The sequence below is a fragment of the Micromonospora chokoriensis genome (assembly GCF_900091505.1).
Lineage (GTDB): Bacteria > Actinomycetota > Actinomycetes > Mycobacteriales > Micromonosporaceae > Micromonospora > Micromonospora chokoriensis.
Genome location: NZ_LT607409.1, coordinates 1096628 through 1117796, shown reverse-complemented (window position 1 = coordinate 1117796; position 21169 = coordinate 1096628). Strand labels below are relative to the sequence as shown.

General features: G+C 71.0%; 23 protein-coding genes and 3 tRNA genes. 14 read left to right on the top strand and 12 right to left on the bottom strand.

Going from position 1 to position 21169, the window contains the following annotated elements; translation table 11 throughout:
• Position 1 precedes the first annotated feature (1 nt).
• Positions 2 to 757 carry a 2-phosphosulfolactate phosphatase gene (locus GA0070612_RS05240; protein WP_088986892.1) on the top strand — a complete coding sequence of 252 codons (756 nt, stop codon included), beginning with the start codon at positions 2 to 4 and terminating at the stop codon, positions 755 to 757.
• Between the two features lie 173 nt (positions 758 to 930).
• Here the strand turns inward: GA0070612_RS05240 and GA0070612_RS05235 are convergent, their stop codons facing one another.
• The gene (locus tag GA0070612_RS05235; RefSeq protein WP_088991281.1) at positions 931 to 2976 is read right to left on the bottom strand and encodes a carboxypeptidase-like regulatory domain-containing protein; all 2046 of its coding nucleotides are present in this window, start codon (positions 2974 to 2976) and stop codon (positions 931 to 933) included.
• 161 nt (positions 2977 to 3137) lie between these two features.
• Here GA0070612_RS05235 and GA0070612_RS05230 point away from each other — a divergent pair, with 161 nt between their 5' ends.
• The 5 genes from GA0070612_RS05230 (at position 3138) to amcA (ending at position 7840) form a co-directional block, all read left to right on the top strand.
• The gene (locus GA0070612_RS05230) at positions 3138 to 3500 is read left to right on the top strand and encodes a sterol carrier family protein (protein WP_088986891.1); all 363 of its coding nucleotides are present in this window, start codon (positions 3138 to 3140) and stop codon (positions 3498 to 3500) included.
• Between the two features lie 158 nt (positions 3501 to 3658).
• A complete protein-coding gene (gene purF, locus GA0070612_RS05225) occupies positions 3659 to 5197 on the top strand; it encodes an amidophosphoribosyltransferase (protein ID WP_088986890.1) in 1539 nt (512 codons plus the stop codon).
• A gap of 57 nt (positions 5198 to 5254) precedes the next feature.
• A complete protein-coding gene (gene purM / locus GA0070612_RS05220) occupies positions 5255 to 6409 on the top strand; it encodes a phosphoribosylformylglycinamidine cyclo-ligase (protein ID WP_088986889.1) in 1155 nt (384 codons plus the stop codon).
• Between the two features lie 131 nt (positions 6410 to 6540).
• Positions 6541 to 7632 carry a cyclophane-forming radical SAM peptide maturase AmcB gene (gene amcB, locus GA0070612_RS05215; protein ID WP_331716408.1) on the top strand — a complete coding sequence of 364 codons (1092 nt, stop codon included), beginning with the start codon at positions 6541 to 6543 and terminating at the stop codon, positions 7630 to 7632.
• Positions 7613 to 7840, top strand: coding sequence for a multiple cyclophane-containing RiPP AmcA (gene amcA, locus GA0070612_RS05210; protein WP_088986887.1), 228 nt, complete (start codon positions 7613 to 7615; stop codon positions 7838 to 7840). Before amcB ends, amcA begins: the two co-directional genes overlap by 20 nt.
• Positions 7841 to 7974: 134 nt before the next feature.
• Here amcA and GA0070612_RS05205 read toward each other — a convergent pair whose 3' ends face one another.
• Both GA0070612_RS05205 and GA0070612_RS05200 read right to left on the bottom strand, forming a co-directional pair.
• The gene (locus GA0070612_RS05205) at positions 7975 to 8190 is read right to left on the bottom strand and encodes a DUF3073 domain-containing protein (protein WP_030332207.1); all 216 of its coding nucleotides are present in this window, start codon (positions 8188 to 8190) and stop codon (positions 7975 to 7977) included.
• Positions 8191 to 8491: 301 nt separating this feature from the next.
• Positions 8492 to 9574 carry a Glu/Leu/Phe/Val family dehydrogenase gene (locus GA0070612_RS05200; RefSeq protein WP_088986886.1) on the bottom strand — a complete coding sequence of 361 codons (1083 nt, stop codon included), beginning with the start codon at positions 9572 to 9574 and terminating at the stop codon, positions 8492 to 8494.
• A gap of 193 nt (positions 9575 to 9767) precedes the next feature.
• Between GA0070612_RS05200 and GA0070612_RS05195 the strand changes: the two genes are divergently transcribed.
• Together GA0070612_RS05195 and GA0070612_RS05190 are read left to right on the top strand one after the other, a co-directional pair.
• Positions 9768 to 10607, top strand: a complete 840-nt coding sequence (locus GA0070612_RS05195; protein ID WP_088991280.1) for a hypothetical protein — start codon at positions 9768 to 9770, stop codon at positions 10605 to 10607.
• Positions 10608 to 10858: 251 nt separating this feature from the next.
• On the top strand, positions 10859 to 11068 hold the full coding sequence (locus GA0070612_RS05190; protein WP_007073996.1) for a BldC family transcriptional regulator: 210 nt from the start codon (positions 10859 to 10861) through the stop codon (positions 11066 to 11068).
• Positions 11069 to 11138: 70 nt separating this feature from the next.
• On the opposite strand, the gene GA0070612_RS05185 is transcribed toward GA0070612_RS05190, so the two are convergent.
• Positions 11139 to 11528 carry a PPOX class F420-dependent oxidoreductase gene (locus tag GA0070612_RS05185; protein ID WP_088986885.1) on the bottom strand — a complete coding sequence of 130 codons (390 nt, stop codon included), beginning with the start codon at positions 11526 to 11528 and terminating at the stop codon, positions 11139 to 11141.
• A gap of 53 nt (positions 11529 to 11581) precedes the next feature.
• On the opposite strand from GA0070612_RS05185, the gene GA0070612_RS05180 reads away from it, so the two are divergent.
• Positions 11582 to 12361: a class I SAM-dependent methyltransferase gene (locus tag GA0070612_RS05180; RefSeq protein WP_088991279.1), complete on the top strand. Its 780-nt coding sequence runs from the start codon at positions 11582 to 11584 to the stop codon at positions 12359 to 12361.
• A 44-nt stretch (positions 12362 to 12405) separates the two neighbouring features.
• Here the strand turns inward: GA0070612_RS05180 and GA0070612_RS05175 are convergent, their stop codons facing one another.
• Positions 12406 to 12693: a hypothetical protein gene (locus GA0070612_RS05175; RefSeq protein WP_088986884.1), complete on the bottom strand. Its 288-nt coding sequence runs from the start codon at positions 12691 to 12693 to the stop codon at positions 12406 to 12408.
• A 177-nt stretch (positions 12694 to 12870) separates the two neighbouring features.
• On the opposite strand from GA0070612_RS05175, the gene GA0070612_RS05170 reads away from it, so the two are divergent.
• Entirely contained in the window at positions 12871 to 13728 is an 858-nt protein-coding gene (locus GA0070612_RS05170) for a 3-hydroxyacyl-CoA dehydrogenase family protein (RefSeq protein ID WP_088986883.1), read from the top strand.
• The gene (locus tag GA0070612_RS05165; protein ID WP_088986882.1) at positions 13725 to 14468 is read left to right on the top strand and encodes an enoyl-CoA hydratase/isomerase family protein; all 744 of its coding nucleotides are present in this window, start codon (positions 13725 to 13727) and stop codon (positions 14466 to 14468) included. The genes GA0070612_RS05170 and GA0070612_RS05165 overlap by 4 nt, the downstream gene beginning before the upstream one ends.
• 68 nt (positions 14469 to 14536) lie before the next feature.
• Here GA0070612_RS05165 and GA0070612_RS05160 read toward each other — a convergent pair whose 3' ends face one another.
• Positions 14537 to 15880 (bottom strand): ABC transporter substrate-binding protein, encoded by a 1344-nt coding sequence (locus GA0070612_RS05160; RefSeq protein WP_088986881.1) that lies wholly within the window; start codon positions 15878 to 15880, stop codon positions 14537 to 14539.
• 156 nt (positions 15881 to 16036) lie between these two features.
• Here GA0070612_RS05160 and GA0070612_RS05155 point away from each other — a divergent pair, with 156 nt between their 5' ends.
• The gene (locus GA0070612_RS05155) at positions 16037 to 16426 is read left to right on the top strand and encodes a hypothetical protein (RefSeq protein ID WP_088991278.1); all 390 of its coding nucleotides are present in this window, start codon (positions 16037 to 16039) and stop codon (positions 16424 to 16426) included.
• Positions 16427 to 16480: 54 nt separating this feature from the next.
• Here GA0070612_RS05155 and GA0070612_RS05150 read toward each other — a convergent pair whose 3' ends face one another.
• Positions 16481 to 16921 (bottom strand): hypothetical protein, encoded by a 441-nt coding sequence (locus GA0070612_RS05150; RefSeq protein WP_088986880.1) that lies wholly within the window; start codon positions 16919 to 16921, stop codon positions 16481 to 16483.
• A 131-nt stretch (positions 16922 to 17052) separates the two neighbouring features.
• Here GA0070612_RS05150 and GA0070612_RS05145 point away from each other — a divergent pair, with 131 nt between their 5' ends.
• Positions 17053 to 17760 (top strand): DUF2786 domain-containing protein, encoded by a 708-nt coding sequence (locus GA0070612_RS05145; protein WP_088986879.1) that lies wholly within the window; start codon positions 17053 to 17055, stop codon positions 17758 to 17760.
• Positions 17761 to 17795: 35 nt separating this feature from the next.
• Here GA0070612_RS05145 and GA0070612_RS05140 read toward each other — a convergent pair whose 3' ends face one another.
• The gene (locus tag GA0070612_RS05140; protein WP_088986878.1) at positions 17796 to 18320 is read right to left on the bottom strand and encodes an SRPBCC family protein; all 525 of its coding nucleotides are present in this window, start codon (positions 18318 to 18320) and stop codon (positions 17796 to 17798) included.
• A 155-nt stretch (positions 18321 to 18475) separates the two neighbouring features.
• Here GA0070612_RS05140 and GA0070612_RS32790 point away from each other — a divergent pair, with 155 nt between their 5' ends.
• Positions 18476 to 19498 (top strand): hypothetical protein, encoded by a 1023-nt coding sequence (locus GA0070612_RS32790; protein WP_197699307.1) that lies wholly within the window; start codon positions 18476 to 18478, stop codon positions 19496 to 19498.
• A gap of 373 nt (positions 19499 to 19871) precedes the next feature.
• Here the strand turns inward: GA0070612_RS32790 and GA0070612_RS05125 are convergent.
• From GA0070612_RS05125 to GA0070612_RS05110, 4 genes are all read right to left on the bottom strand, one after another.
• Positions 19872 to 19945: transfer RNA gene (locus tag GA0070612_RS05125), tRNA-Phe, on the bottom strand.
• 99 nt (positions 19946 to 20044) lie between these two features.
• Positions 20045 to 20118: transfer RNA gene (locus GA0070612_RS05120), tRNA-Asp, on the bottom strand.
• A 31-nt stretch (positions 20119 to 20149) separates the two neighbouring features.
• A tRNA-Glu gene (locus GA0070612_RS05115) sits at positions 20150 to 20222 on the bottom strand.
• Positions 20223 to 20376: 154 nt separating this feature from the next.
• Entirely contained in the window at positions 20377 to 21150 is a 774-nt protein-coding gene (locus tag GA0070612_RS05110; protein ID WP_088986876.1) for a polysaccharide deacetylase family protein, read from the bottom strand.
• Positions 21151 to 21169 lie beyond the last annotated feature (19 nt).

The following is a 21169-nucleotide window of genomic DNA, read 5'->3' as shown; positions in this document are numbered from 1 at the left end:
GTTGACGGCCGCCGTCTACGGCCAACCCGGTTCGGGCGCCAGGTTCGACTGGGGCCTGACCGGTGCGGCCGAACTCGGGCGGGTCTGTGCGGCGCTGGTGGTGGTGGACGTCCTGTCGTTCACCACCTCGGTGGAGGTCGCGGTCGCCCGTGGCATGCGGGTACACCCGTTCCCCTGGGGTGAGCAGGCCGCCGAGTACGCACTACGCGTCGGCGCGGTCGCCGCAGTGGGTCGACGGCAGGTGACAGCGGCACATCCGTGGTCGCTCTCGCCGGCCGCGCTGGGCGCCGCGCCGGTGGTGGCCGACCTGGTCCTCCCCTCGCCGAACGGCTCGGCCATCAGCGCCGCCGCCAGTGCCACCGGCCTACCGGTGGTCGCGGCGTGCCTGCGCAACGCCGGCGCCGTCGGGCGTTGGCTGCGCCGCCAGGGGTACGGCACCCTGGACGCCCCGATCGGTGTGATCGCTGCCGGGGAGCACTGGCCGGACGGGTCGTTGCGTCCGTCGGTGGAGGATCAACTCGGTGCCGCCTCGGTGCTGGACGCCCTCTCCGGCGTGCCGGGCGGGCTGTCCGTGGAGGCGGCCATGGCGCTCGCCGCGCTGGCGAGCACTCCGGACGTGTCCGCCGCCGTTCGGGGCAGCGTCTCCGGGCGCGAGCTGACCGAAGGCGGCTTCGCCGCCGACGTGGACGTCGCCGTTCGGATCGGCGTGTCGGACGTCGTGCCGGTGCTCCGCCAGGGCGTCTTCTCCCCCGCCTGACCGACGGCGGCCTGCCCGACGCACCCCGGGGTCCGCCCCGCCCGCCTCCACTTTCGTGAAGTCGGGGTGTCCAGGTCCGTCGGATGCCCCGACATCCGGGAAGGCGAGTGGATCTCGCCAAAGACGAAACGGCCACCCGGAGATCCGGGTGGCCGTTCGCGTGCTGTCGTTGCTCAGTCGTCCAGCCAGTCGAGGCGTCGACCGCCCCGCTCGGTCGGCGGCGGGGTGTCCGGCCGGCCGCGGCCAGCCGATTGTTGACCGTAGCCGCCCTGGTCGTAGCCCCGGTCGTCGTAGCCGCCGCGCTGCTGCGGAGGCTCCTGCCCGTAGCCGCCGCCCTGGTCGTAGCCACCGGCCGGTTGGCCGTAGCCGCCCTGCTGCGGGGGTTCCTGGCCGTAGCTGCCCTGGTCGTAGCCCCGGTCGTCGTAACCGCCGCGCTGCTGCGGAGGCTCCTGCCCGTAACCGCCGCCCTGCTGCGAGGGCTCCTGCCCGTAGCCGCCCTGGTCGTAGCCACCGGCGGGCTGTCCGTAGCCACCCTGGTCGTAGCCACCGGCTGCCGGTCCGCCGTATCCGGCGGTCGGCTCGGTGGCCCGTCCGCCGTACGGGGCCGAATCCGGCTGACCGTAGCCCTGCCCCTGCTCAGGCTGGTAGACGCCCGTCGCGTAGGGGTCTGCCGGTGCCGGGTACTGGGTGTTGTCGCCCGTGTAACGGCCGGTCGGCTCGTCGTAGCGCTCCCCGTAGGCCCCTCCACCGGCGGGAGCCGGCGGGTAGCCGGCCGCCCCGGCCTGGGCGGTGTAGTCCCGGCTGCCGTAGCCGCCACCGGAGGCGGGGTCGTTGCCGTAGCTGCCACCGGAGGTCGGCGCACCACCGTAGCCGGCCCCGGAACCAGGCGCGGCGCCGTAGCCGTCACCGGCCGCGCCAGCGCCGTAGCCGCCACCCGACGCGGGGGCGTTGCCGTAGCCGCCGGCGCCGTAGCCACCGGAGGCGGGCTCGTCGCCGTAACCGGCGCCGCCCCAGCCCTGCTGGCCCGCGCCGCCGTACGCCTGCGCCGGCGCACCGTACGGGTCCGGCGGGACGTCGTCGACGACCGGGCGGTGCATCATCGTGGGTGCCTCGCTCAGCGCTGCGCCGCCGACCATTGTCGGATCCGCACCGCCACCGGGTCGGCCACCGACCACCCGGGTCTGGTCGTCGGCACCGCGGAAACCGCCCCGCGCGGGCGGGACCGGGCCGCCGCTGCCAGCCGGCACCGCGTCGTCGTCGTCACCGCCGTTCTCCTTGCGCTTCATCCAGAGCAGCACGATGGTGCCGACGCCGGCCGCCACCAGGAGACCGCCGAGCAGGATGATCAGGTACGAACCCGCGCCGCCACCGCTGTCCTCGTTGTTCGAGGCGTTCGCCGGGGCGCCGGGGCTGGCTTCCTCGGTGGGCTCCTCCTCGGTCCCCTCCTCGGCCACTTCCTCGGTGGGAGTCGCGTCCGCGCTGGCCGACGGGGTGGGGCTGGGCGTCACCTCGGTCTTGATCGCGAGGCTGATCCGTTGCCCGGTGAGGGACTGCCCGGCGGCGGCGTTGACGGTCTTGCGGGCCACCACGTTGTCGAAGCTGGCACCCAGATCGAGTCGACCCGGCGCGATCGGGTTGCCCGTGGTGCCGGTGAAGCGGAAGTTGCCGCTGCCGTCGCTGGTGGTGTCGAAGCGCTTGCCGGCGCTGTCCAGCAGCATGACCACCGCGTTGGGCACGGCCTTGCCGTCGGCCTGCGCGACCACCTTGCCGGAGACCGACTGCACGGTCTGCGCCTGCGGCGGCGCGGCCTTGCCCTTGACGGTCAGCGCGAAGGTCGCGGTGTTCGGGCCGGAATCGGCCTCGACGGCCACGGTGACGGTGGCGTTCCCGTTGCCGGCGTTGTCGTTGGCCGCGATGCGGACGAGTTGCGACTTGGGCTGGTTACCCAGACCCTGGAACTGGATCTCGCCACAACCGCTGGCGCAGCTGGTCCCCGACGGAAGGCCGGAGAGGCTGATTTTCGCCGAGCGGTCGCCGTCACCGGGTGTGACGCGCACGGTGACTGTGGCGTCGCTGCCGGCGTTGACGGTCACCGAGTTCGGGGAGACCTCGACGCTTGCGGCGAGGGCTGGTGTGGCGGGGACGGCGAGCAGAGCGCCGGCAACCAGCGCTACGACCACACCGGCCCGCTGCTTCCAGGCACGTCGGTGTGTTGACACGTCCACCGCCTTCCGGGCTGACTTCCCTCTGACCGGCGGGGCGCCGGGCCGGGGATCATCACGGTTCGAATACGCCGTCGGCAACTATGCCTTGTCCGACTGGATCGGCGCGACCCAGGGCCAGCGTCGGGTAGTTGGCCTGCGGGTCGTATCGTCCCGTCGTGTCCTCTCCGCACAGTAAGTCCGCTGCCGTAACTGCCGCATTGTCGGCGCTCGACGAGGGGTGTACGCCCGAACGGACAGTCTTCCGAGAGGCGGTCCGGTCGTTGTTGGCCGTCCTCGCGGAGCGCGCCCCCGGCCGATCGGTGGAGGTGCGCGTCCCACCATACGGGGCGATCCAGTGCGTACCCGGACCTCGACACACCAGGGGAAACCCGCCGAACGTGGTCGAGATGGCGCCGGACACCTGGCTGCGCTTGGCGACCGGGAGGATCGGTTGGGCGGAGGCGGTGACCGAGGGTCGCGTCCAGATGAGCGGTGTCCGGGCGGACCTCTCGGGGTGTCTGCCCCTCGAATTGTCATGACGTCCCATGTGGCGTTACTCTCCGCACGGAATTCGTGACTTTCTGTGCTGACAGCGATTCGCGTACACTGTCAGGCGACGACAGTGGTCCCGGCAGAGAAGTGTGGATCCGCCCGTGATCCCGCCCGGCCGGTCCAGACCAGCATGAGGGAGCGGTAGGTGCCCCGAGGCGACGGCCGGCTGAGCCACGACCTTGACCCCCAACGACCTGGCCCCCAGGATGCCTGTGGCGTCTTCGGCGTCTGGGCCCCCGGCGAAGAGGTTGCCAATCTGACCTACTTCGGCCTCTACGCCCTGCAGCACCGGGGTCAGGAGGCGGCGGGCATCGCGGTGAGCGATGGCTCCGGCGTGGTGGTCTACAAGGACCTCGGCCTGGTGGCCCAGGTCTTCGACGAGCCCACCCTGGCGAGCCTGCGCGGCCACCTGGCGATCGGGCACGCCCGCTACTCCACCACCGGCGCGTCGAACTGGGAGAACGCCCAGCCGACGATCCGTTCCACCACCTCGGGCACGACCATCGCGTTGGCCCACAACGGCAACCTGGTCAACACGGCCGAGCTGGAGAAGGAGGTCGCCGAGCGCGGCCTCGTCGCGGACGGCTCGACCAACGACACCTCCCTGGTGACGATGCTGCTGGCCGGTCGACCGGACCTCTCGGTCGAGGCGGCGGCGCTGGAGGTGCTGCCGCAGCTGCGTGGCGCGTTCAGTTTCGTCTTCATGGACGAGACGACCCTCTACGCGGCCCGCGATTCGCACGGTGTCCGCCCGCTCGTGCTCGGCCGCCTGGAGCGTGGCTGGGTGGTGGCCAGCGAGACCGCCGCACTGGACATCGTCGGTGCCAGCGTGGTGCGCGAGGTCGAGCCGGGTGAGTTGATCGCGATCGACGAGAACGGCCTGCGCTCCACCCGGTTCGCCGCGCCGGAGCCGAAGGGCTGCCTCTTCGAGTACGTCTACATCGCCCGCCCGGACGCCACGATCGCCGGGCGCAACGTCCACGCGACGCGGGTGCAGATCGGTCGGCAGCTGGCCAAGGAGCACCCGGTCGAGGCGGACCTCGTCATCGGCGTGCCGGAGTCCGGCATTCCGGCCGCGATCGGCTACGCGGAGGCGTCCGGCATCACCTACGGCGCCGGCCTGATGAAGAACCCGTACGTCGGCCGTACCTTCATCCAGCCCTCGCAGACCCTGCGTCAGCTCGGCATCCGGCTCAAGCTCAACCCGCTGCGGGAGAACGTCCGGGGCAAGCGCCTGGTGGTCGTGGACGACTCGATCGTTCGCGGCAACACCCAGCGCGCCATCGTGCGGATGCTGCGCGAGGCGGGGGCGCTGGAGGTGCACGTCCGGATCTCCTCCCCGCCGGTCAGCTGGCCGTGCTTCTACGGCATCGACTTCGCCACCCGGGCAGAGCTGCTGGCCAACGGGTTGGACAACGACGGCATCCGGCGCTCCATCGGCGCCGACACGCTGGGCTACGTTTCGCTTCCCGGCCTGATCGCCGCGACCGAGCAGCCGAAGACCCGGTTGTGTCGGGCGTGTTTCGATGGGGAGTACCCGATCGAGTTGCCGGCCGGCAACCTGATCGGCAAGCACGTGCTCGAAGGTGTGGGCCGACGCGTCGCCAACTCGGCGCTGGAAGGCTCGCACGTGAACGGCTCGTCCGTCGCCACTCCGGGTGGCGTTACCGCAAACCGCCCGTAGCACCAACCGGCGCGGCCCGGCTACCGCCGGCGGCACCGAGAACCAAAGGGGAGAACCGTGACGCACGTGTCCGAGCGCAGCGGCGCAGGAAGCAGCCCGACCGGCGCCGGCGGCGACCGTCAGCCGTGGACGGGCGGTGCTGGCCGTCAGGCGCGTAAACGCTCGGTCTCGTACGCCGATGCCGGGGTCTCCATCGACGCGGGGGACCGCGCGGTGGAGTTGCTCAAGTCGAAGGTGCGACAGACCCGCCGGCCGGAGGTGCTGGGTGACCTCGGCGGCTTCGCCGGCCTGTTCCGGCTGGACACGAAGAAGTACAAGAACCCGATCCTGGCGTCCTCCACCGACGGGGTGGGCACCAAGCTGGTGATCGCTCAGCAGATGGACATCCACGACACGGTCGGCATCGACCTGGTGGCGATGGTCGTGGACGACCTGGTGGCGTGCGGTGCCGAGCCGCTGTTCCTGCTCGACTACATCGCCACCGGCGAGGTCGTTCCGGACAAGGTCGCCGAGATCGGGGCGGGCATCGCCGACGGCTGCCGGTACGCGGGCTGCGCGTTGCTGGGCGGGGAGACCGCCGAGCACCCGGGCGTGCTGCGCCCGGACGAGTACGACATCTCCGCGACCGGTGTCGGTGTGGTCGAGGAGGCGGACATCCTCAGCCCGGAGCGGGTCGAGGTGGGCGACGTCGTGATCGCCATGCGCTCCTCCGGCCTGCACTCCAACGGTTACTCGCTGGTCCGGCACGTGCTCCTCGGTGCGGCCCGGATGCGCCTGGACATCGTGATCGACGACTTCGGTCGGCAGCGGACCCTGGGGGAGGAGCTGCTCACCCCCACCAAGATCTACGCCAAGGACTGCCTGAAGCTGATCGCCGAGGCCGAGGTGCGGGCGCTGTCCCACATCACCGGCGGCGGCATCCCCGGCAACCTGGTCCGGGTGCTGCCCGAGCACGTCGACGCGGTGGTCAACCGGTCCACCTGGAAGCCGCAGCCGATCTTCGATCTGATCCAGACGAAGGGTCGCATCGACGACCAGGACATGGAGTCCACCTTCAACATGGGTGTCGGCATGTTCGCGATCGTGTCGGCCGAGGACGCCGACCGGGCGCTGGCCACGCTGACCGGCCGTGGTGTCGAGGCGTGGCAGGCCGGCGAAATCATCGAGGGCACCGGCAACGTGCAGATGGTCGGTCAGCACACCCGGGGATGATCACCCTCTGGTGATCGTACGGGCACCTGATCAGGGCTTCACCCGAGTGGCCAATGCCGCCTAGCCTGAAGGGCACCCCTCAGGCCAGGCGGAGGAGGGTGATGGCTGCTCGGGGACAGTCGTTCAGCGGGATGCGCGGTCTTGCCGCCGTCCCGTCGTACGTCGTCATGCAGCCGACGACCCTGTGCAACCTTGACTGCGCGTACTGCTACCTGCCTTTTCGGGCCACCGACCAGCGCATGCCGGTGGAGGTGGCCGAGGCGGTGGCGGTGGCGGTCAACCCCTGGGCGGCGGCCGGTCGGTTCTCCGTGGTGTGGCACGGCGGTGAACCGTTGGCCGCCGGTCCGGAGCACCTGGCCGACCTGATCGCGCCGTTCGGGCCCGAGGTCGAGCACCACGTGCAGACCAACGCCACCCTGATCGACGACGAGTGGTGCGACTTCTTCGCCCGGCACGAGATGCGGGTGAGCGTGAGCGTCGACGGGCCGCGGGCGCGCAACGGTGACCGGGTCAACCGGGGAGGCCAGCCGGCGTACGACCGGATCGTGCGTGGTGTCGCGGCGCTGCGCCGACGCGGTCTGCCCTTCTCCGCCCTGGCCGTGGTGTCCCGCCCGGAGCGAGGGTTGGCCACCGAGTTGTACGACTACTTCCTCGATCTCGGCTGCGACGTGTTGGGCATCAACATCGAGGAGACCGAGGGCGTCAACACCCGGGGCAACCGCCACGACGAGTCGGCGGTGACCGGGTTCTGGGCGGAGTTGGTCGCGGCCTGGCGGCGTGCGCCCCGGATCCACCTCCGTGAGGTCGAGTGGTCGATGCGCTACGCCGCGGCGGTGCTCGACGGCTCGGCTGACGGTGTGCTGCCCCGCCACCTGGACCCGATCCCGACGATCGGCCACGACGGCTCGGTGACCGTGCTGTCCCCGGAGTTGGCTGGTTTCACCCACCCCCGCTACGGCGACTTCAGCAGCGGCAACGTCCTGAGAACCCCACTGGCGGAGATCCTCGGCGCGGCGGCGGCCACGCCGTGGGTGGGGGAGTTCCTCAGCGGTGTGGAGGCGTGTCGGGTGTCCTGCCCCTACTTCGGCTTCTGCGGCGGTGGCCATGCCGCCAACCGTTACTTCGAGCTGGGGCGTTTTGACGGTACGGAGACCGAGCACTGCCGCAACAGCAAGATCCGCCTATTGGAGGGAGTGTTGGAGCATGCCCGAGAGCACCGGTGACCGGCGGCCCGAGCGCACAGCGGATGACGGCGTCAACGAGCGTGTGCGGGAGGCTGCTCCTGGCCTCGTGGCGCTGTTGCGGGAGGCAGAGGCCGCGCGACGCCAGCGTTCGGAGGTGTCAGGCGGCGACGGCGCGAGCGCGGTCTGTGCCTGGAACCACTTCGAGAACATCCCGACGTTCTACAACTGGAACAACCGCCCGCGCTGAGAGGCCGTGAACAGGGGCCTGTCGAGCGGCCGGAGTGTTCCGGTCGGGTCAGGCCCCTGGTCGTCGGCGACTGCACCTGCACGGGACGTGCGTGAGCACGCGGGGATCACCGCGTGCTCAGTTGCGTCGAGAGGTCAGCGGGTCGGACGGACCCAGGGATCCGGATCGTCGTCCGCGTGATCCTCATCATCGTCGTCGACGAACTCTTTAGAGTCGTCGTCGAAGTGGTGCTCAGACTTACCAGCACCCGCCAGTTCGCGCTGCAAGGCGGTGAGGTCGGTGTTCGGGGAGTGGTACTTCAACTCCCGGGCCACCTTCGTCTGCTTGGCCTTAGCACGGCCGCGCCCCATGGCTCGACCCCCTCGCACAGAATGCGGGGCAGCCCGAAGGCGGGCCCCGATGACGTCAGGCATCTCTCGTGGCTCTTACGGTACATGGGGATGCCACCGTTCGGCACCTCGGGTTACCGTCAGCCGGCTCTGCGCGTCGCGTCGATCCGGCCGTCACCCAGTGTACCGGGTAAGGAGCGGAACGGTTAGCGCCCGTGACACCGGACAAACCGCACCAAAATTCGATCCGGCCTCAGCTTACCCAGCCGCGCCCATACTGGTGGCCCGGAGGCGGATCCCGTCGATCCGCCTCCGGGAAGGCTCAGCGCAGGTGGATCCCGCGGAGCCGGCCGATGTCCGCCATCCGCCGCTCGGCCAGCCGGTCCGCCGCCACCGCGGGCGGCACGCCCTCGGCGTCCGCGAGACGCAGGATCTCGCGGGTGGTGTCGTAGATCCGGGTCGCCCGGAGCTTCGCCCGGTCGAAGTTGAAGCCCTCGATCTCGTCCGCGACCTGGATCACGCCACCGGCGTTGACCACGTAGTCCGGCGTGTAGAGGATGCCCCGGTCGGCCAGTAGCTTCTCGATGCCCGGGTGGGCGAGCTGGTTGTTCGCCGCGCCGGTCACCACCTTGGCGCGCAGCGCCGGGACGGTGTCGTCGTTCAGCGCGCCGCCCAGCGCGCAGGGGGCGTACACGTCGATGTCCGCCGCGACCAGCGCGCTGGCGTCGTCGACCAGGGTGACCTGCGGGTGGTTGCTGCGCACCCACTCCAGCGCCTTCGGGTTGACGTCGGTGGCGACCACCTCGGCGCCGTCCTCCAACAGGTGCCCGGTGAGGTACTTGCCGACCTTGCCCAGGCCGGCCACGCCGACCCGGCGGCCACGCAGGCTCGGGGTGCCCCAGACGTGCTCGGCGGCGGCCCGCATGCCCTGGAAGACACCCCAGGCGGTGAGGATCGACGAGTCACCCGCGCCACCGTGCTCGACGCTGCGACCGGTCACGTAACGGGTTTCCCGGGCCACGACGTCCATGTCCGCCACGTACGTGCCGACGTCGCAGGCGGTGTAGTAGCGGCCGCCCAGGGACTCCACGAAGCGCCCGTACGCGCGCAGCAGCGCCTCGCTCTTGATCTGCTCCGGGTCACCCCAGATGACGGCCTTGCCGCCACCCAGGTCCAGGCCGGCGAGCGCGTTCTTGTACGCCATCCCACGGGACAGGTCCAGCACGTCGGCGAGGGCGTCCTCCTCGCTGGCGTACGGGTAGAAGCGGGTGCCGCCGAGCGCCGGCCCCAGCGCGGTGGAGTAGATCCCGATGATCGCCTTCAGGCCGCTCTGCTTGTCCTGGCAGAACACGACCTGTTCGTGACCTGTCGATACCGGGTCGTCGGTGCTCGCGAATACGCCCATGATTGGCTCCTGGAGTGGTGTGCGCCCTTGTGGGACGCGGACCTGGTGGAACCCGGCGGGGATGCTGCCGGTGTGATCGAGCCTAGTATCGGCCGCCGTGCGGATGCTCGACGCGCCGCCGCCGTCCCACGTTGCGGCGCGCGTGGTCCGGCCGCTGACCGCGTACGGCTGCGGTTCGTGGGAGGATCGCGCCGTGCCGTCGCTCTTCGCTTCTTACCTGCGCGTGTACGAACCGTTGACCGCCTTCGACCGGGACCGGCAGAGCTACTGGCGCCGATACGTCTCGGAGGGGAGGGCCGTCGCCCCCGTCGAGGGGCCCGGCCGGCAGCGGACGGCGGTGATCGAGGCGCTGGGCGCCGGTTGGACCCGGCTGCCCGACCTGCCGGAGGAGGCGTACGTCCTGGAGACGGACGACAGCCTCCTGGTCTGCCCGTGGAACCTGCGGATCCGGGTCGCTGAGGCGGCGCTCAGCGCTCGGGACGGCGTGCCCTCGGTGCTCGCCGACGCCTTCGTGCCACCGGTGCTCGCCGGGCAGGCCAGGGCTGTCGTCGACGACTGGCGCAGCGGCGCGCGGGTGCTGGAGCACGGCGTGCCCCGGGTGCACGAGCAGATCGCCACCTGGGGCGTACCGCTGCGGTGGTTCGTGCTCTTCGACCCGGCCGAACGGGACCTGGTCACCCGGCCGGGGCGACGCGCGTTGCGCTACCGCACGGAGATCTCGAAGGCCCGCCGTCGGTCCTCCCGCGCCCTGTCGGTGTTGCGCAAGTCGGTGGGTGACGCGCCGATCACCGAGGCGGTGGAGGAGGCGGCTCGCTGGTTGGAGGAGTTCCATCCCCGCTCGGTGGTCGAGTTGGACTACGGCGGCCTGGTGGACCTTCTGTCCGACGAGACGCTCGAAGCCGACGACTCTCCCGAACTGGTCGCCGGAGGCCTGGCGGGGCTGTCGCGTGGTGAGGCCGACGAGGCGTCGGCCGCGTACGACAAGTTGGTGGCCCGCTGGCGCGCGGTGCAGTTGCTGGAGCGGTGCAACTAGGGGCAAATCGCCGTAGGAGCGCTCCCAAAGTGAGGTGCGCTCGTAGTTGACGCATCACGAACCGTGATCATGAGTCCGAATAAGGTACTTTCTGCCGTGTAAAAGTCGTAAAAATCGGGCATGGTTCATCCGTCCGTCTAGGGACCTTCATCCGTTCGGCCCATGTCGGACATCGGGGACTAGCCGGACCATGGGAGACGCGTCGGCCGGCGGGACCCCGGCCGATGTCTATACATGTGGAGGAGTGACCGATGGCATCGCGAACGCACGAACCAGAGCCGCTACTTACACCGGCCGAGGTGGCGTCGATGTTCCGTGTCGACCCGAAGACGGTGACCCGGTGGGCCAAGGCTGGCAAGCTCAGCGCCATCCGCACCCTGGGTGGCCACCGTCGCTACCGCGAGTCGGAGGTCAGGGCGCTGTTGCAGGGTCAGATCCCGCAGCAGCGACAGGGCGACTGAGTCGGCACCAGTTTTTCCGGTCAGGGGCGGTGGATCTCGATCCGCCGCCCCTTTCCACGCCCGCGTCGACTCAGCGCCGCGACTCGGCCAGCGTCACCCGGATGCCGACCGTGCCGCCCTCGCCCCGCCGAAGCCGGCTGCCCAGCAGACTGAGTCGACCGATCAGGCGGTACTTGTGCTTGAGCAGGTCACGGACCCGACCGGTGTCGCCGCTCCCGTAGATCGTCGCGTGGGCCGGCACCTCCGCCCCGTGTGGGCGGCCCCGCACGTCGCACGGAGCCACCGTCACCTCGCCGTTGTGGCGGATCCGTTTGACCTTGCCCGAGTCGGCCCGGGTCCAGACCGCCAACGCGTCACCGTCGCGTACCGACCAGACCGGCGTCGGCACCGCCCGACCGTCCTTGCGGAAGGTCGTGAGCAGGATGTACTTCTCGGCCGACAGCCGGTCCAGCATCGTCACGCCGCAAGGATACGACCGCTGTGGCAACTGAGTGGCCGGATAGCGTGAACGCCGTGACGGTGCAGCCTCAAATCGGTGACGTGGTCGGTGAGCTGCTGCGGGACACCCTCGCGGTGGCGAGCGGGGTGGGCCCCCGACCACTGGTGGGTGGACGACTGCCCCGGCCGGTCATCGAGATCATCGAACGGGACGACGGGCTGATCAACGGCGCGCCGGCCGCGCACTACCTCGACGGGCCGCAGGACTGGCAGCCGTACGACCACCGCGCGGTGGACCGGGCCCGCGGCGAGACACTGGACATCGGCACCGGCGCCGGCCGGATCGCCCTGCTGCTCCAGGAGCGCGGCGTACCCGTCACCGGCCTGGACACCTCTGGCGGCGCGCTGGCGGTGAGCCGGCGTCGCGGTGTCCGGCGGCTGGTGCACGGCACCGTCGACACGCACGTGGCCGATGGTCGGCGGTACGACACGTTCCTGCTGCTCGGCAACAACCTCGGCCTGTTCGAGGGTCGGGAGCGTGCCCCCGGGTTCCTGGCCGCGCTCGCGGCTCTGGCCCGCCCGGGCGCGCAGATCATCGCGCACGGCACCGACCCGTACGGCACCCGCGACCCGGTGCACACCGGTTACCACGAACGCAACCGCCGCCGCGGTCGGCTCGGCGGTCAGCTCCGGCTCCGGCTTCGTTACCGGGAGCTGAGCACCGAGTGGTTCGACTACCTGGTCTGTTCGGCGGACGAGTTCGCCTCGCTGGTGCACGGCACCGGCTGGCGGCTGACCGATGTGGACGACCGGGACGCGCCCTACTACCTCGCCACCCTGCGCCTCGCCGACTGACCGACGGCCTCTGCGCCTCAGCCGCGCAGAGGCCGTCGTACCGCTCAGACCTGGACGGTCGGGGGAAGCTGCTCCGGCGGCAGACCGCCGTCGCCGTCGACCACCTCGTCCGGCTGGCCGTCCTCGTCGATGTCGACCATGGTGATGTCCACCTTGCCGTCGCCGTCGGTGTCGAACTGGAACAGGTCGGCCTTGCCGTCGCCGTCGGTGTCCACCACCCACACGTCGGTCTTGCCGTCGTTGTTGGTGTCGGCGCGCAGCAGCTCGACCCGCTCGTCGCCCCGGGTCTCCACGATCTCGGTGTCGGTGACGCTCTCCGGTGCCTGGCTCATGTCGATGCGGTCCTTCCCTCGGTTGACGGGCCGTCATTACCCGATCCCGCGCTCCCCCACGCATGGGGATGATCGGCGTGCTGCATAGGGTCGCACCATGAGCGAGCGGAACGGGCGGGAAACCGGGGCCGGCGCGGCGGAGACCCCGCGCGCCGGCGGGTCGGACAGGGAGGCGTGATGAGCGATCGTTTCGTGGTCGTCGGTGCCGGCACGATGGGCCTCGGCATCGCGTACGTGGCGGCCGGGGCGGGGCACGCCGTGGAGTTGGTCGAGGTCGACCCCGAGCGGGGAGCCTCCGCGCTGAACCGGCTCGCCGACCTGTGGGAACGGGCGGTGCAGCGCGGGAAGCTGAGCGCCGACGAGGCCGCCGCGAACCGGCAACGGATCACGCTGCGGCCGACGCTCACCGACGTCGCTCCCGCCCCCGAGGTGATCGTGGAGGCGGTGCCGGAGCGGTTGGACCTGAAGCGGGCGGTGCTGCGGGACGCCGCCGCGCTGCGTCCGGCTCTGCTGGGCAGCAACACGTCCAGCATCGCCATCGGTGAGCTGGCCGCCGGGCTGGACGCGCCCGAGCGCTTCCTCGGCCTGCACTTCTTCAACCCGGTCTGGGCGATGACGCTCCTGGAGATCGTGGTCGGCCCGGCCACCGCCGAGGAGACCACCGCCGCGGCCGTCGCGCTCGCCGGCCGGTTGGGTAAGGACCCCGTCGTGGTACGAGACATGCCCGGCTTCGCCACGTCGCGCCTCGGCGTCACCCTCGGGTTGGAGGCGATCCGGATGGTGGCCGACGAGGTGGCCGGCGCGGCCGACATCGACAAGGCCATGGTGTTGGGCTACCGGCACCCGATCGGTCCGCTGGAACTCACCGACCTGGTCGGTCTGGACGTGCGGCTGGACATCGCCCGCACCCTCCAGGCCGCGTACGGGGACCGCTTCGCGCCGCCGCCCCTGCTCGTGGAGATGGTGGCCGAGGGGCGGCTGGGCAAGAAGTCCGGGCAGGGCTTCTACCGGTGGGAAGGCGGTGTCAAGCAGTGAGCGGTCTGCGGATCGAGGAACGCCCGGACCGGCTGGTGGTCACCCTGGACCGACCGGAGAAGCGCAACGCCATCGACGCCGACCTGATCGCCGAGCTGCACCAGGTCTGTGCCGAGTTGGAGGCGAACCCTCGGCTCCTGCTGCTGACCGGCGGCGCGGCGGGCATCTTCGCCGGTGGCGCCGACATCGGCCAACTGCGCGAACGAGGCCGCACGGACGCCCTCGCCGCGATCAACTCCGCCGCCTTCGCGCGGATCCGGGCACTGCCGATGCCGACCGTGGCCGCCGTCGACGGCCCGGCGCTGGGCGGTGGCGCGGAGCTGGCGTACGCCTGCGATCTGCGGGTGTGCACGGCCCGGGCGGTCTTCGGCCAGCCGGAGGTGCGGTTGGGCATCCTGGCCGGCGCCGGCGCCACCCACCGGCTGCCCGCGTTGGTCGGTGAGGGCCGGGCCAAGGAGCTGCTCTTCACCGGACGACGGGTGGACGCCGCGGAGGCGCTGCGGATCGGCCTGGTGAACCGGGTCGTGGACGAGCCCGCCGAGCTGCTGACTGTCGCTCACGCCCTGCTGGACGAGATCGCCCTGGGCTCGCCGCTCGCGCTGCGGCTGACCAAGTTGGCGGTGGACGCGCCCGCCGCCGCGCACCCGCATCTCGACCTGGTCAGTCAGGCGGTGCTCTTCGAGGACGAGGAGAAGCACCGCCGGATGACCGAGTTCCTGCAGCGCCGCCGGCCGCGATGACTCCCCGACCCGAAACGGCCGCACCGGCGAGAGCGCCGGTGCGGCCGTTTCGTGGCTCTGTGGTCGTGCTACTGCCGGATCTGCACCCCGGCGTCGGCCAGGCCGCGGATCACCTGGGCGGACTCACCGAAACCGATGATGAGTACGGCGTCCGCGCCGAACTCCTTGATCTCCTTCGCCCCGCCGCCGAAGTCGACAGCCGGCGCCTGGGCGTCGGCCGGCGGCTCGTACGTCATCAGCTTGAGCCGGTCGGCGGCGACGCCGGCCTTCTCCAGCTCGTCCCGGACGGTGTTCTGGAGGCCCTCACCGTAGGAGTCCTTACGCGCGACGATCACGATCTTCTGCGAACCGTCGCGGAGGATCACGTCGGCCAACGCGCGGCCCTGGAGGCTGTCCGGCGGTGCCGTGCGGAAGTAGAGGCCGTTGTCCTCCGCGTCGGTCAGGCCGCTGTCGGTGTTGGACGGCGAGAAGAGGATCTTCCCGGCCCGCACCACGTCCGGCAGCACGGCCCGGGAGATGCCCGAACCACCCGCGCCGATGATCACGCTCACGCCGTCCGTCACGTGCTTGGCGACCGTCGCCTTGGCCACCGCCGGGTTGGTGCCGTCGTCGCCCTCGACCCAGGTCACCGGCTTGCTCAGCGCGCCACCGGCGGCGTTGATCTCCTTGATCGCCAGCGCGGCGCCGGCGGCCATCGGCGGGTACGCGATCGACAGGTCACCGGTCTTCGGCAGCAGGCCGCCCAACTTCAGCGGTTCCTGGTCGGGGTCGCCACCCGCGCGCTGCTTCTTCGGCTTCGGCGGCGCCTTGGTGCTCGCCGCCGACTCGATGCCCGCGCCGACGAACTCGGTCTTGCCGTCGTTGATCTGCTGCCCGTCGAAGGTCAGCGTGGCGTAGCTCGCGGTGGCCGGCTCACCCTTGTCGGTGAAGCCCGCACGGCTCAGCGACACACCGCGGTACTCGATGTCCTGCCCGTTGCGGGCCAGCGCGAGGCAACTCGCCGGGTCCTCACAGCGCTGCCCGTCGTTGGTCACCGCGACGATCTGCTTCGCGATGGCCGCCGGATCGGTGCTCCCGGCCAGTTGGGCGGCGAGCACGGCGATCACCACCGCGTCGTAGGACTCGGCGGAGTACACGAAGTCCGTCAGCGCCGGATTGACGGTCCGCAGTCGGTTCTTGAAGTCTTCGGGCAGCGGGACGAGTGGCGTGGTGCCCTTCATCCCGTCCACGAGGCTCGCGCGTTCCTTCAACTCCGCGGGGTAGGAGTTGAGCATGTTGCCGTCCGTGCCGTAGAGACGGACCTGTTGGGCGCTGGTCTCCTTGGCCTTGTCATCCCCGCAAGCGCTTGTGGCGAGCAGGATCGTCGCGCAGGCAGCCAGTGTGGCCACCCGCGATCGGCGTGATACGAGCATGGTCGTCCTTCCTCCGGCGAAGGTCCGCTGCGCACATTAGCGTGCCGAGGCCGACGGTGGGACCGTGGAGGTGGCGTAAAGCGCAGGTAGCTCGCATTGAACACGGAGAGTAGCGATTGGTGGGGGTGCTTGACCACCCGTCCTACTGTGCGGTGGGTGACGGACCTACCACAGCAGACGTTCGACGACGCAGCCGCCGTGCTCCGCTCGGCGCTGACCGGGGATGGAGACGCGGTGGTGGGAGCGTTCGACGCGGTCGTCGACCGAGCCGGCCTGAGCGGCGCGTACGGGGTCGCCTGGTGCCTCGCCGCGACGATGCTCGGTGACACCCCGGCCGCCGGCGGGGCGGCGCTGGACTTCCCGGGAATCGACCAGGCGGAGTACGACACCCGCTGGGTGGCCCGCTTCGTCAGCGCGTACGCCAATCGGGACGAGCCGACCGGCGAGGCGCTCTTCGGTGCTGCGGCAGCCGACGGTCTGCTGCCCGACTGCCTGCTCACCCTCGCCGGCTCGACGATCGCCACACTGCGCAGCCGCGCCGGGTGACAGCGCGGTCGCGGCGCCCGTCGGGGGGGTGGACGCCGCGACCGCGCCCGGCACTCAGAACGCGTGGTACGCGATCAGCGGCTCGTACTCGTACCGCAGGTTCTCGAAGCGGACCTGGAAGTTGACCCCGTCGCGGACGTTGGTCGCCACCGTGGTCCAGCCCGAGTTGGCCGGCAGGTACGTCCAGTAGTTGCAGGCACTCGTCTTGTCGACGAAGATCACGCACGCCTCGGTGGCGTACACGCTCGCGTTACGGACGTTGATGTCGCGACAGCGGGTCGTCGTGCGGAACTGGCCGGCTGTGCCGCCGTAGCGGCCGCTCGCGAAGTACGACCGGACCGCCCCGCCGTAACACGTCGCTAGCGGGGCGAAGGCGTTGGTGCCGGGGGTGGCCGGCGTGACCGGCGCGGATGGGGCAGCCTGTGCGGGTGCGCCGGCGAAGAGCAGCGCGGTGGCCGTGGCGACGGCGAACAGGCGTGCGGTCGGGGATGGCATGCGGGCAAGCCTCCGGGAACAGGTAGCTGACCGTCCGGATTGGACCGATCATCGGACCGTGACGATGATACGTATCGATCGATGCTGTCGTGGCCCCGTTGCTGTCCGCCCCGTGTGGTAGCTCTGTAGGCATGTCCGAGGCCATGCTCAGCAAGGTGCGCAAGCTGCTGGCCCAGGCCGAGGACCCGGCCTGCACGCCTGCCGAAGCCGCCGCCTTCACCGCCAAGGCGACCGAGTTGATCGCCCGCTACGGCGTGGACCGAGCGCTGCTGGCCGTCCACGACCCGACCACCGATCCGGTCGGCGACCGGGTTCTGGACGTCGTCGCCCCGTACGCCCGCGACAAGGTCGGCCTGCTCGCCGCCGTCGCCGAGCCGCTGCGCTGTCGCTGCGTGCGCCGGCGGCAGGGCAACGGCTTCGCGCTGCACCTCTTCGGCTTCGCCAGTGACCTGGAACGGGTCGACCTGCTCTTCACTTCACTGCTCGTGCAGGCGGCACACGGCCTGGCCGCCACCCCGGTGCCGGAGGACGACCATCCGGCCGCCTTCCGCCGCTCCTGGCTGGCCGGCTTCGCGGAGGTGATCGGGGGTCGACTCTGGGCGGCGGAGACGGCGGCGGCCAGTGAGTCGGGCACGCCGTCGGTGGCGCTGGTGCTGGCCGACCGCTCCGACCGGGTGCAGCGACGGCTCAGCGCGGAGTACCCACGGCTGCGCACCGCCCCACCGCGTCGACTCGGCGGCACCGGGTTCGGTTCGGGTGCGGAGGCCGGCCAAGGCGCAAACCTGGGCGGTCGGGACCTGACCGGTCGGTCCGCCGCTGACCGGCGGCTCGGCCGGTGAGCCGACGCGCTGTTCCGCGCTGATCGGCGGCTCGGTCAGGCGGAGATGCCGGGGTGGCGCGACAGCGTGCCCACGTAGCGGGTGAGCAACTCGTGCCAGCCGGCGGTGAGCGCCTTGCGGTAACCCTCAGCAGCCTCGCCGTGCCTGTCGAAGTGTCGGTGCTCCAGCTCGATCCGGGTGCGCTCCGGCCCTTCCGGTAGGAACAGCACCTCGACCTCGCTGGCCCGGGCCGGATCCGGCACCGGTGCCCGGTCGGGGCCGATCTGCCAGGCGAAGACCAGCCGCCGCGGCGGATCCCAGGTGAGCACCCGACCCCAGTCGGCGCGAAAGCCGTACGGGCCAATCTCGTAGAGCATGCCGCCGGCCCGTGGCTCCATGCCCAGCTCGTCGAGAGCATCCGGGCCGGACCAGGTGTACTCGGTGACCCACCAGTCAGTCAGCTGGGCCGTGAAGACCGCGAACGCGTGCTCGGCCGAACTCGGGACGAGGAGACTGCACCGCAGAGAGAACTGGTCGACGTCCTGCCGGATGTCGGCCGGATCAGTCATTTCCTGTCCCATAGGCCCGGACCATACCGGCTGATGCCCGGGTGTGCAGCTTCGCGCGGTGCCCGGTTCCAGACAGAGGGTCGCCGAGCCGTCACGCACGGGATGTCCGGCCGGAAAGCGGGTAACCGCGCCGACGACCGGAATTCTGTGCGGGCGGGCGGGAGATCATGAGCGAGAACGGGCAGCAACGGGAGGCGGACCGAAACGTCGACAACGTCGACCCGGACGTCCTGCTCGACATTCCCAAGGTGTCCGTCGACTCGATCCGGCTGGCGGTCGACGGCCTGGACGCCGACCTGTCGCTGCGGGCCCGGGTGGCCAACCTCCTGCAGGTCGACGCCGGCGTACGGGTGCACCTGAGCGGCGTCGAGCTGGACGTCGACGGGGTGCACGCCGAGGCGCAGCTACGGGTGCGGTTGGAACAGCTGACCACGATCCTGGGGCGGGCGCTCGACACCCTCGACAGCAATCCGCAGATCATCGAATCGCTCGCGCGTACGGCCACCGCCATCGACGACGTGAACCGCAGCGCGCAGCAGGTGGCGGCGGGTGCGGCGGAGATCCGGGCAGCGGCGCGGCGCTCGGGCGGCGTACTTGACGAACGGAGTGCGGTCGCCGATCGGGGCCGACCCGGTGTCGCCCAGCCCGGTCCCGAGCCTTCTGGTCCCGAGCCTTCTGGCCCTGGGCACCCGGGGCCGAGTTGTCCGGAACCGGGACCGGTCGGCTCGGAGCAGATGGCTGCAGGGTCGCGCCCTGGTGGACCCGGGCAGGCGCGACCGGCGGATCGGCGCCCGGAGCACGAGGCGCCGCATCGCCCTTGGGGGGAGCGACCGGGCGGTGGGGAACGGCCGGAAGGCACCGCGGGGCGACCCGGTGACCACCCCGACCAGGCGGCCTCGGCTGGTTCGGGCCCGGCTGGTCCCGGCCCGGCTGGTTCGGCCTCGGCTGGTTCGGGCTTGGCTGGTTCGGGCTTGGCTGGTTCGGGCTCGGCTGGTTCGGGCTCGGCTGGTCCCGGCCCGGCTGGCGACGGCGGCGGCGGTCTGTCGGCCGCGGCGCAGGCTGCCGCCCAGAACGCGGCGCAGTTTGCCGAGCAGGCCGGGGAGACGTTGCGACACGCTGGACGCAGCGTGTGGGACGCGATCCAGGGCGGCATCGTGCAGCACCGCCCCCAGAGTCACCGCGACGAATGACGCCCCGACCCGGCCGGCGACCTCACCCCCGGCCGGCGACCTCACCCCGGCGGTCCGGCCTCCGCCTCGCTCTCCGGCCCCGCCTCGCTCTCCGGCCCCGCCTCGCTCTCCGGCCCTGCCTCGCTCTCCGGCCCCGCCTCGCTCTCCGGCCCTGCCTCGCCCGCCGCACGCTGCGGCCTTCGCTTGATCCACACGGGTTCGGGGACATTGCGGTGTCGGAGGCACTGGGATGCCGCGATTTCGGGGAAGTCGTGTTGATCACACGGAATCTGGACGTCGTCGTCGGGAGCCTGGGGCGCATGCGCCGGAAACAGCAAGATCCCCACCTGCGTTTTCGCTGGTGGGGACCTCTGTAGCCCGGCGAAAGGCTATGTGGCCAGGGGCGGGGTCGAACCGCCGACCTTCCGATTTTCAGTCGGACGCTCGTACCAACTGAGCTACCTGGCCGTGTCGCTCGGCTCATGCTACCCGGCTACCGGACGAACCGGTGGCAGGGCGACCTGCTCCGATACGCAGAACGCCGCGCGGGGCGCGGCGTCAGCGCTGCGGTCCTGACGGGACTTGAACCCGCGACCTCCGCCTTGACAGGGCGGCGAGCACTCCAACTGCTCCACAGGACCTAGCTTGTGTTGCTCCGGCTTGCGCCGGTCGTGCCCCCAACGGGATTCGAACCCGTGCTACCGCCTTGAAAGGGCGGCGTCCTGGGCCGCTAGACGATGAGGGCGGCCCCGCCATCATTGCACACTCGCAACTTCAAGCGGACTTGCTCCCATCCGGCCCCGCCGGAGGCTTCGAAAGCATACGTGATGCCTGGTCGGTCGACAAAATCGGTATCGGCAAGGGCTGGCAATGGGGCATAACAGCAGGTCAAAGGGGGTCTAGCGGAGTTTGGTGATGCCGAAGCGCTTCTTCAGGTCGGCGATCAGGCCAGGGCAGGCGGCGAGCGTCGCGGCCCGGTTGCCGCCCCCGTCGTGCAGCAGCACGATGGCTCCGGGGCGGGCGGCGGCGTGGATGCGTTTGCCGATCGTGGCGGCGTTGGGCTTGTCCCAGTCCTGTGGGTCCACCGACCAGTGCAGCGGGCGCATGCCGAGACCCTTCGCGACGTCCAGCACCTCCGAGGTCCACCGGCCGCCCGGCTGCCGGTAGAACGGCACCTTGGCGCCGGGAGCCGCCTTCTGGATGGCCTTGTTGGTGCGGGCCAGGTCTGCCTTGATCTCGTCGACCGGCCGCCGCGCCAGGTCGAGGTCGTGTCGCCAGCTGTGGTTGCAGAGCTGGTGCCCCTCGCGGACGATCCGTCGGACCAGGTCCGGGTGGCGCTGCACCTCGCGACCGACGACGCAGAAGGTGGCGGTCACCTTGGCGGCACGTAGCTGGTCGAGCACCTTGGGTGTCCAGGCCGGGTTGGGTCCGTCGTCGAAGGTGAGGACCACGGGTCGTTCGCCGGTGTTGCGTCGCAGGCCGGCCGGGAGCTTCGCCGGAAGCGGGCGCAGCGGAGGCTTGGGTGGCTTGCTGACCGTCGGCTGCGGCGACGGCGGGGACGGTGGAGGTGTCGACTCCGCCGGGTGCGACGCGATGGTGCGTTCCGGCTGCGCACAACCGGACAGGACCAGCGCCACGGCGAGGACGGACGCCAGGACGGCGCGGGCTTGCATCTGCTGGCTCCCGGAGGGG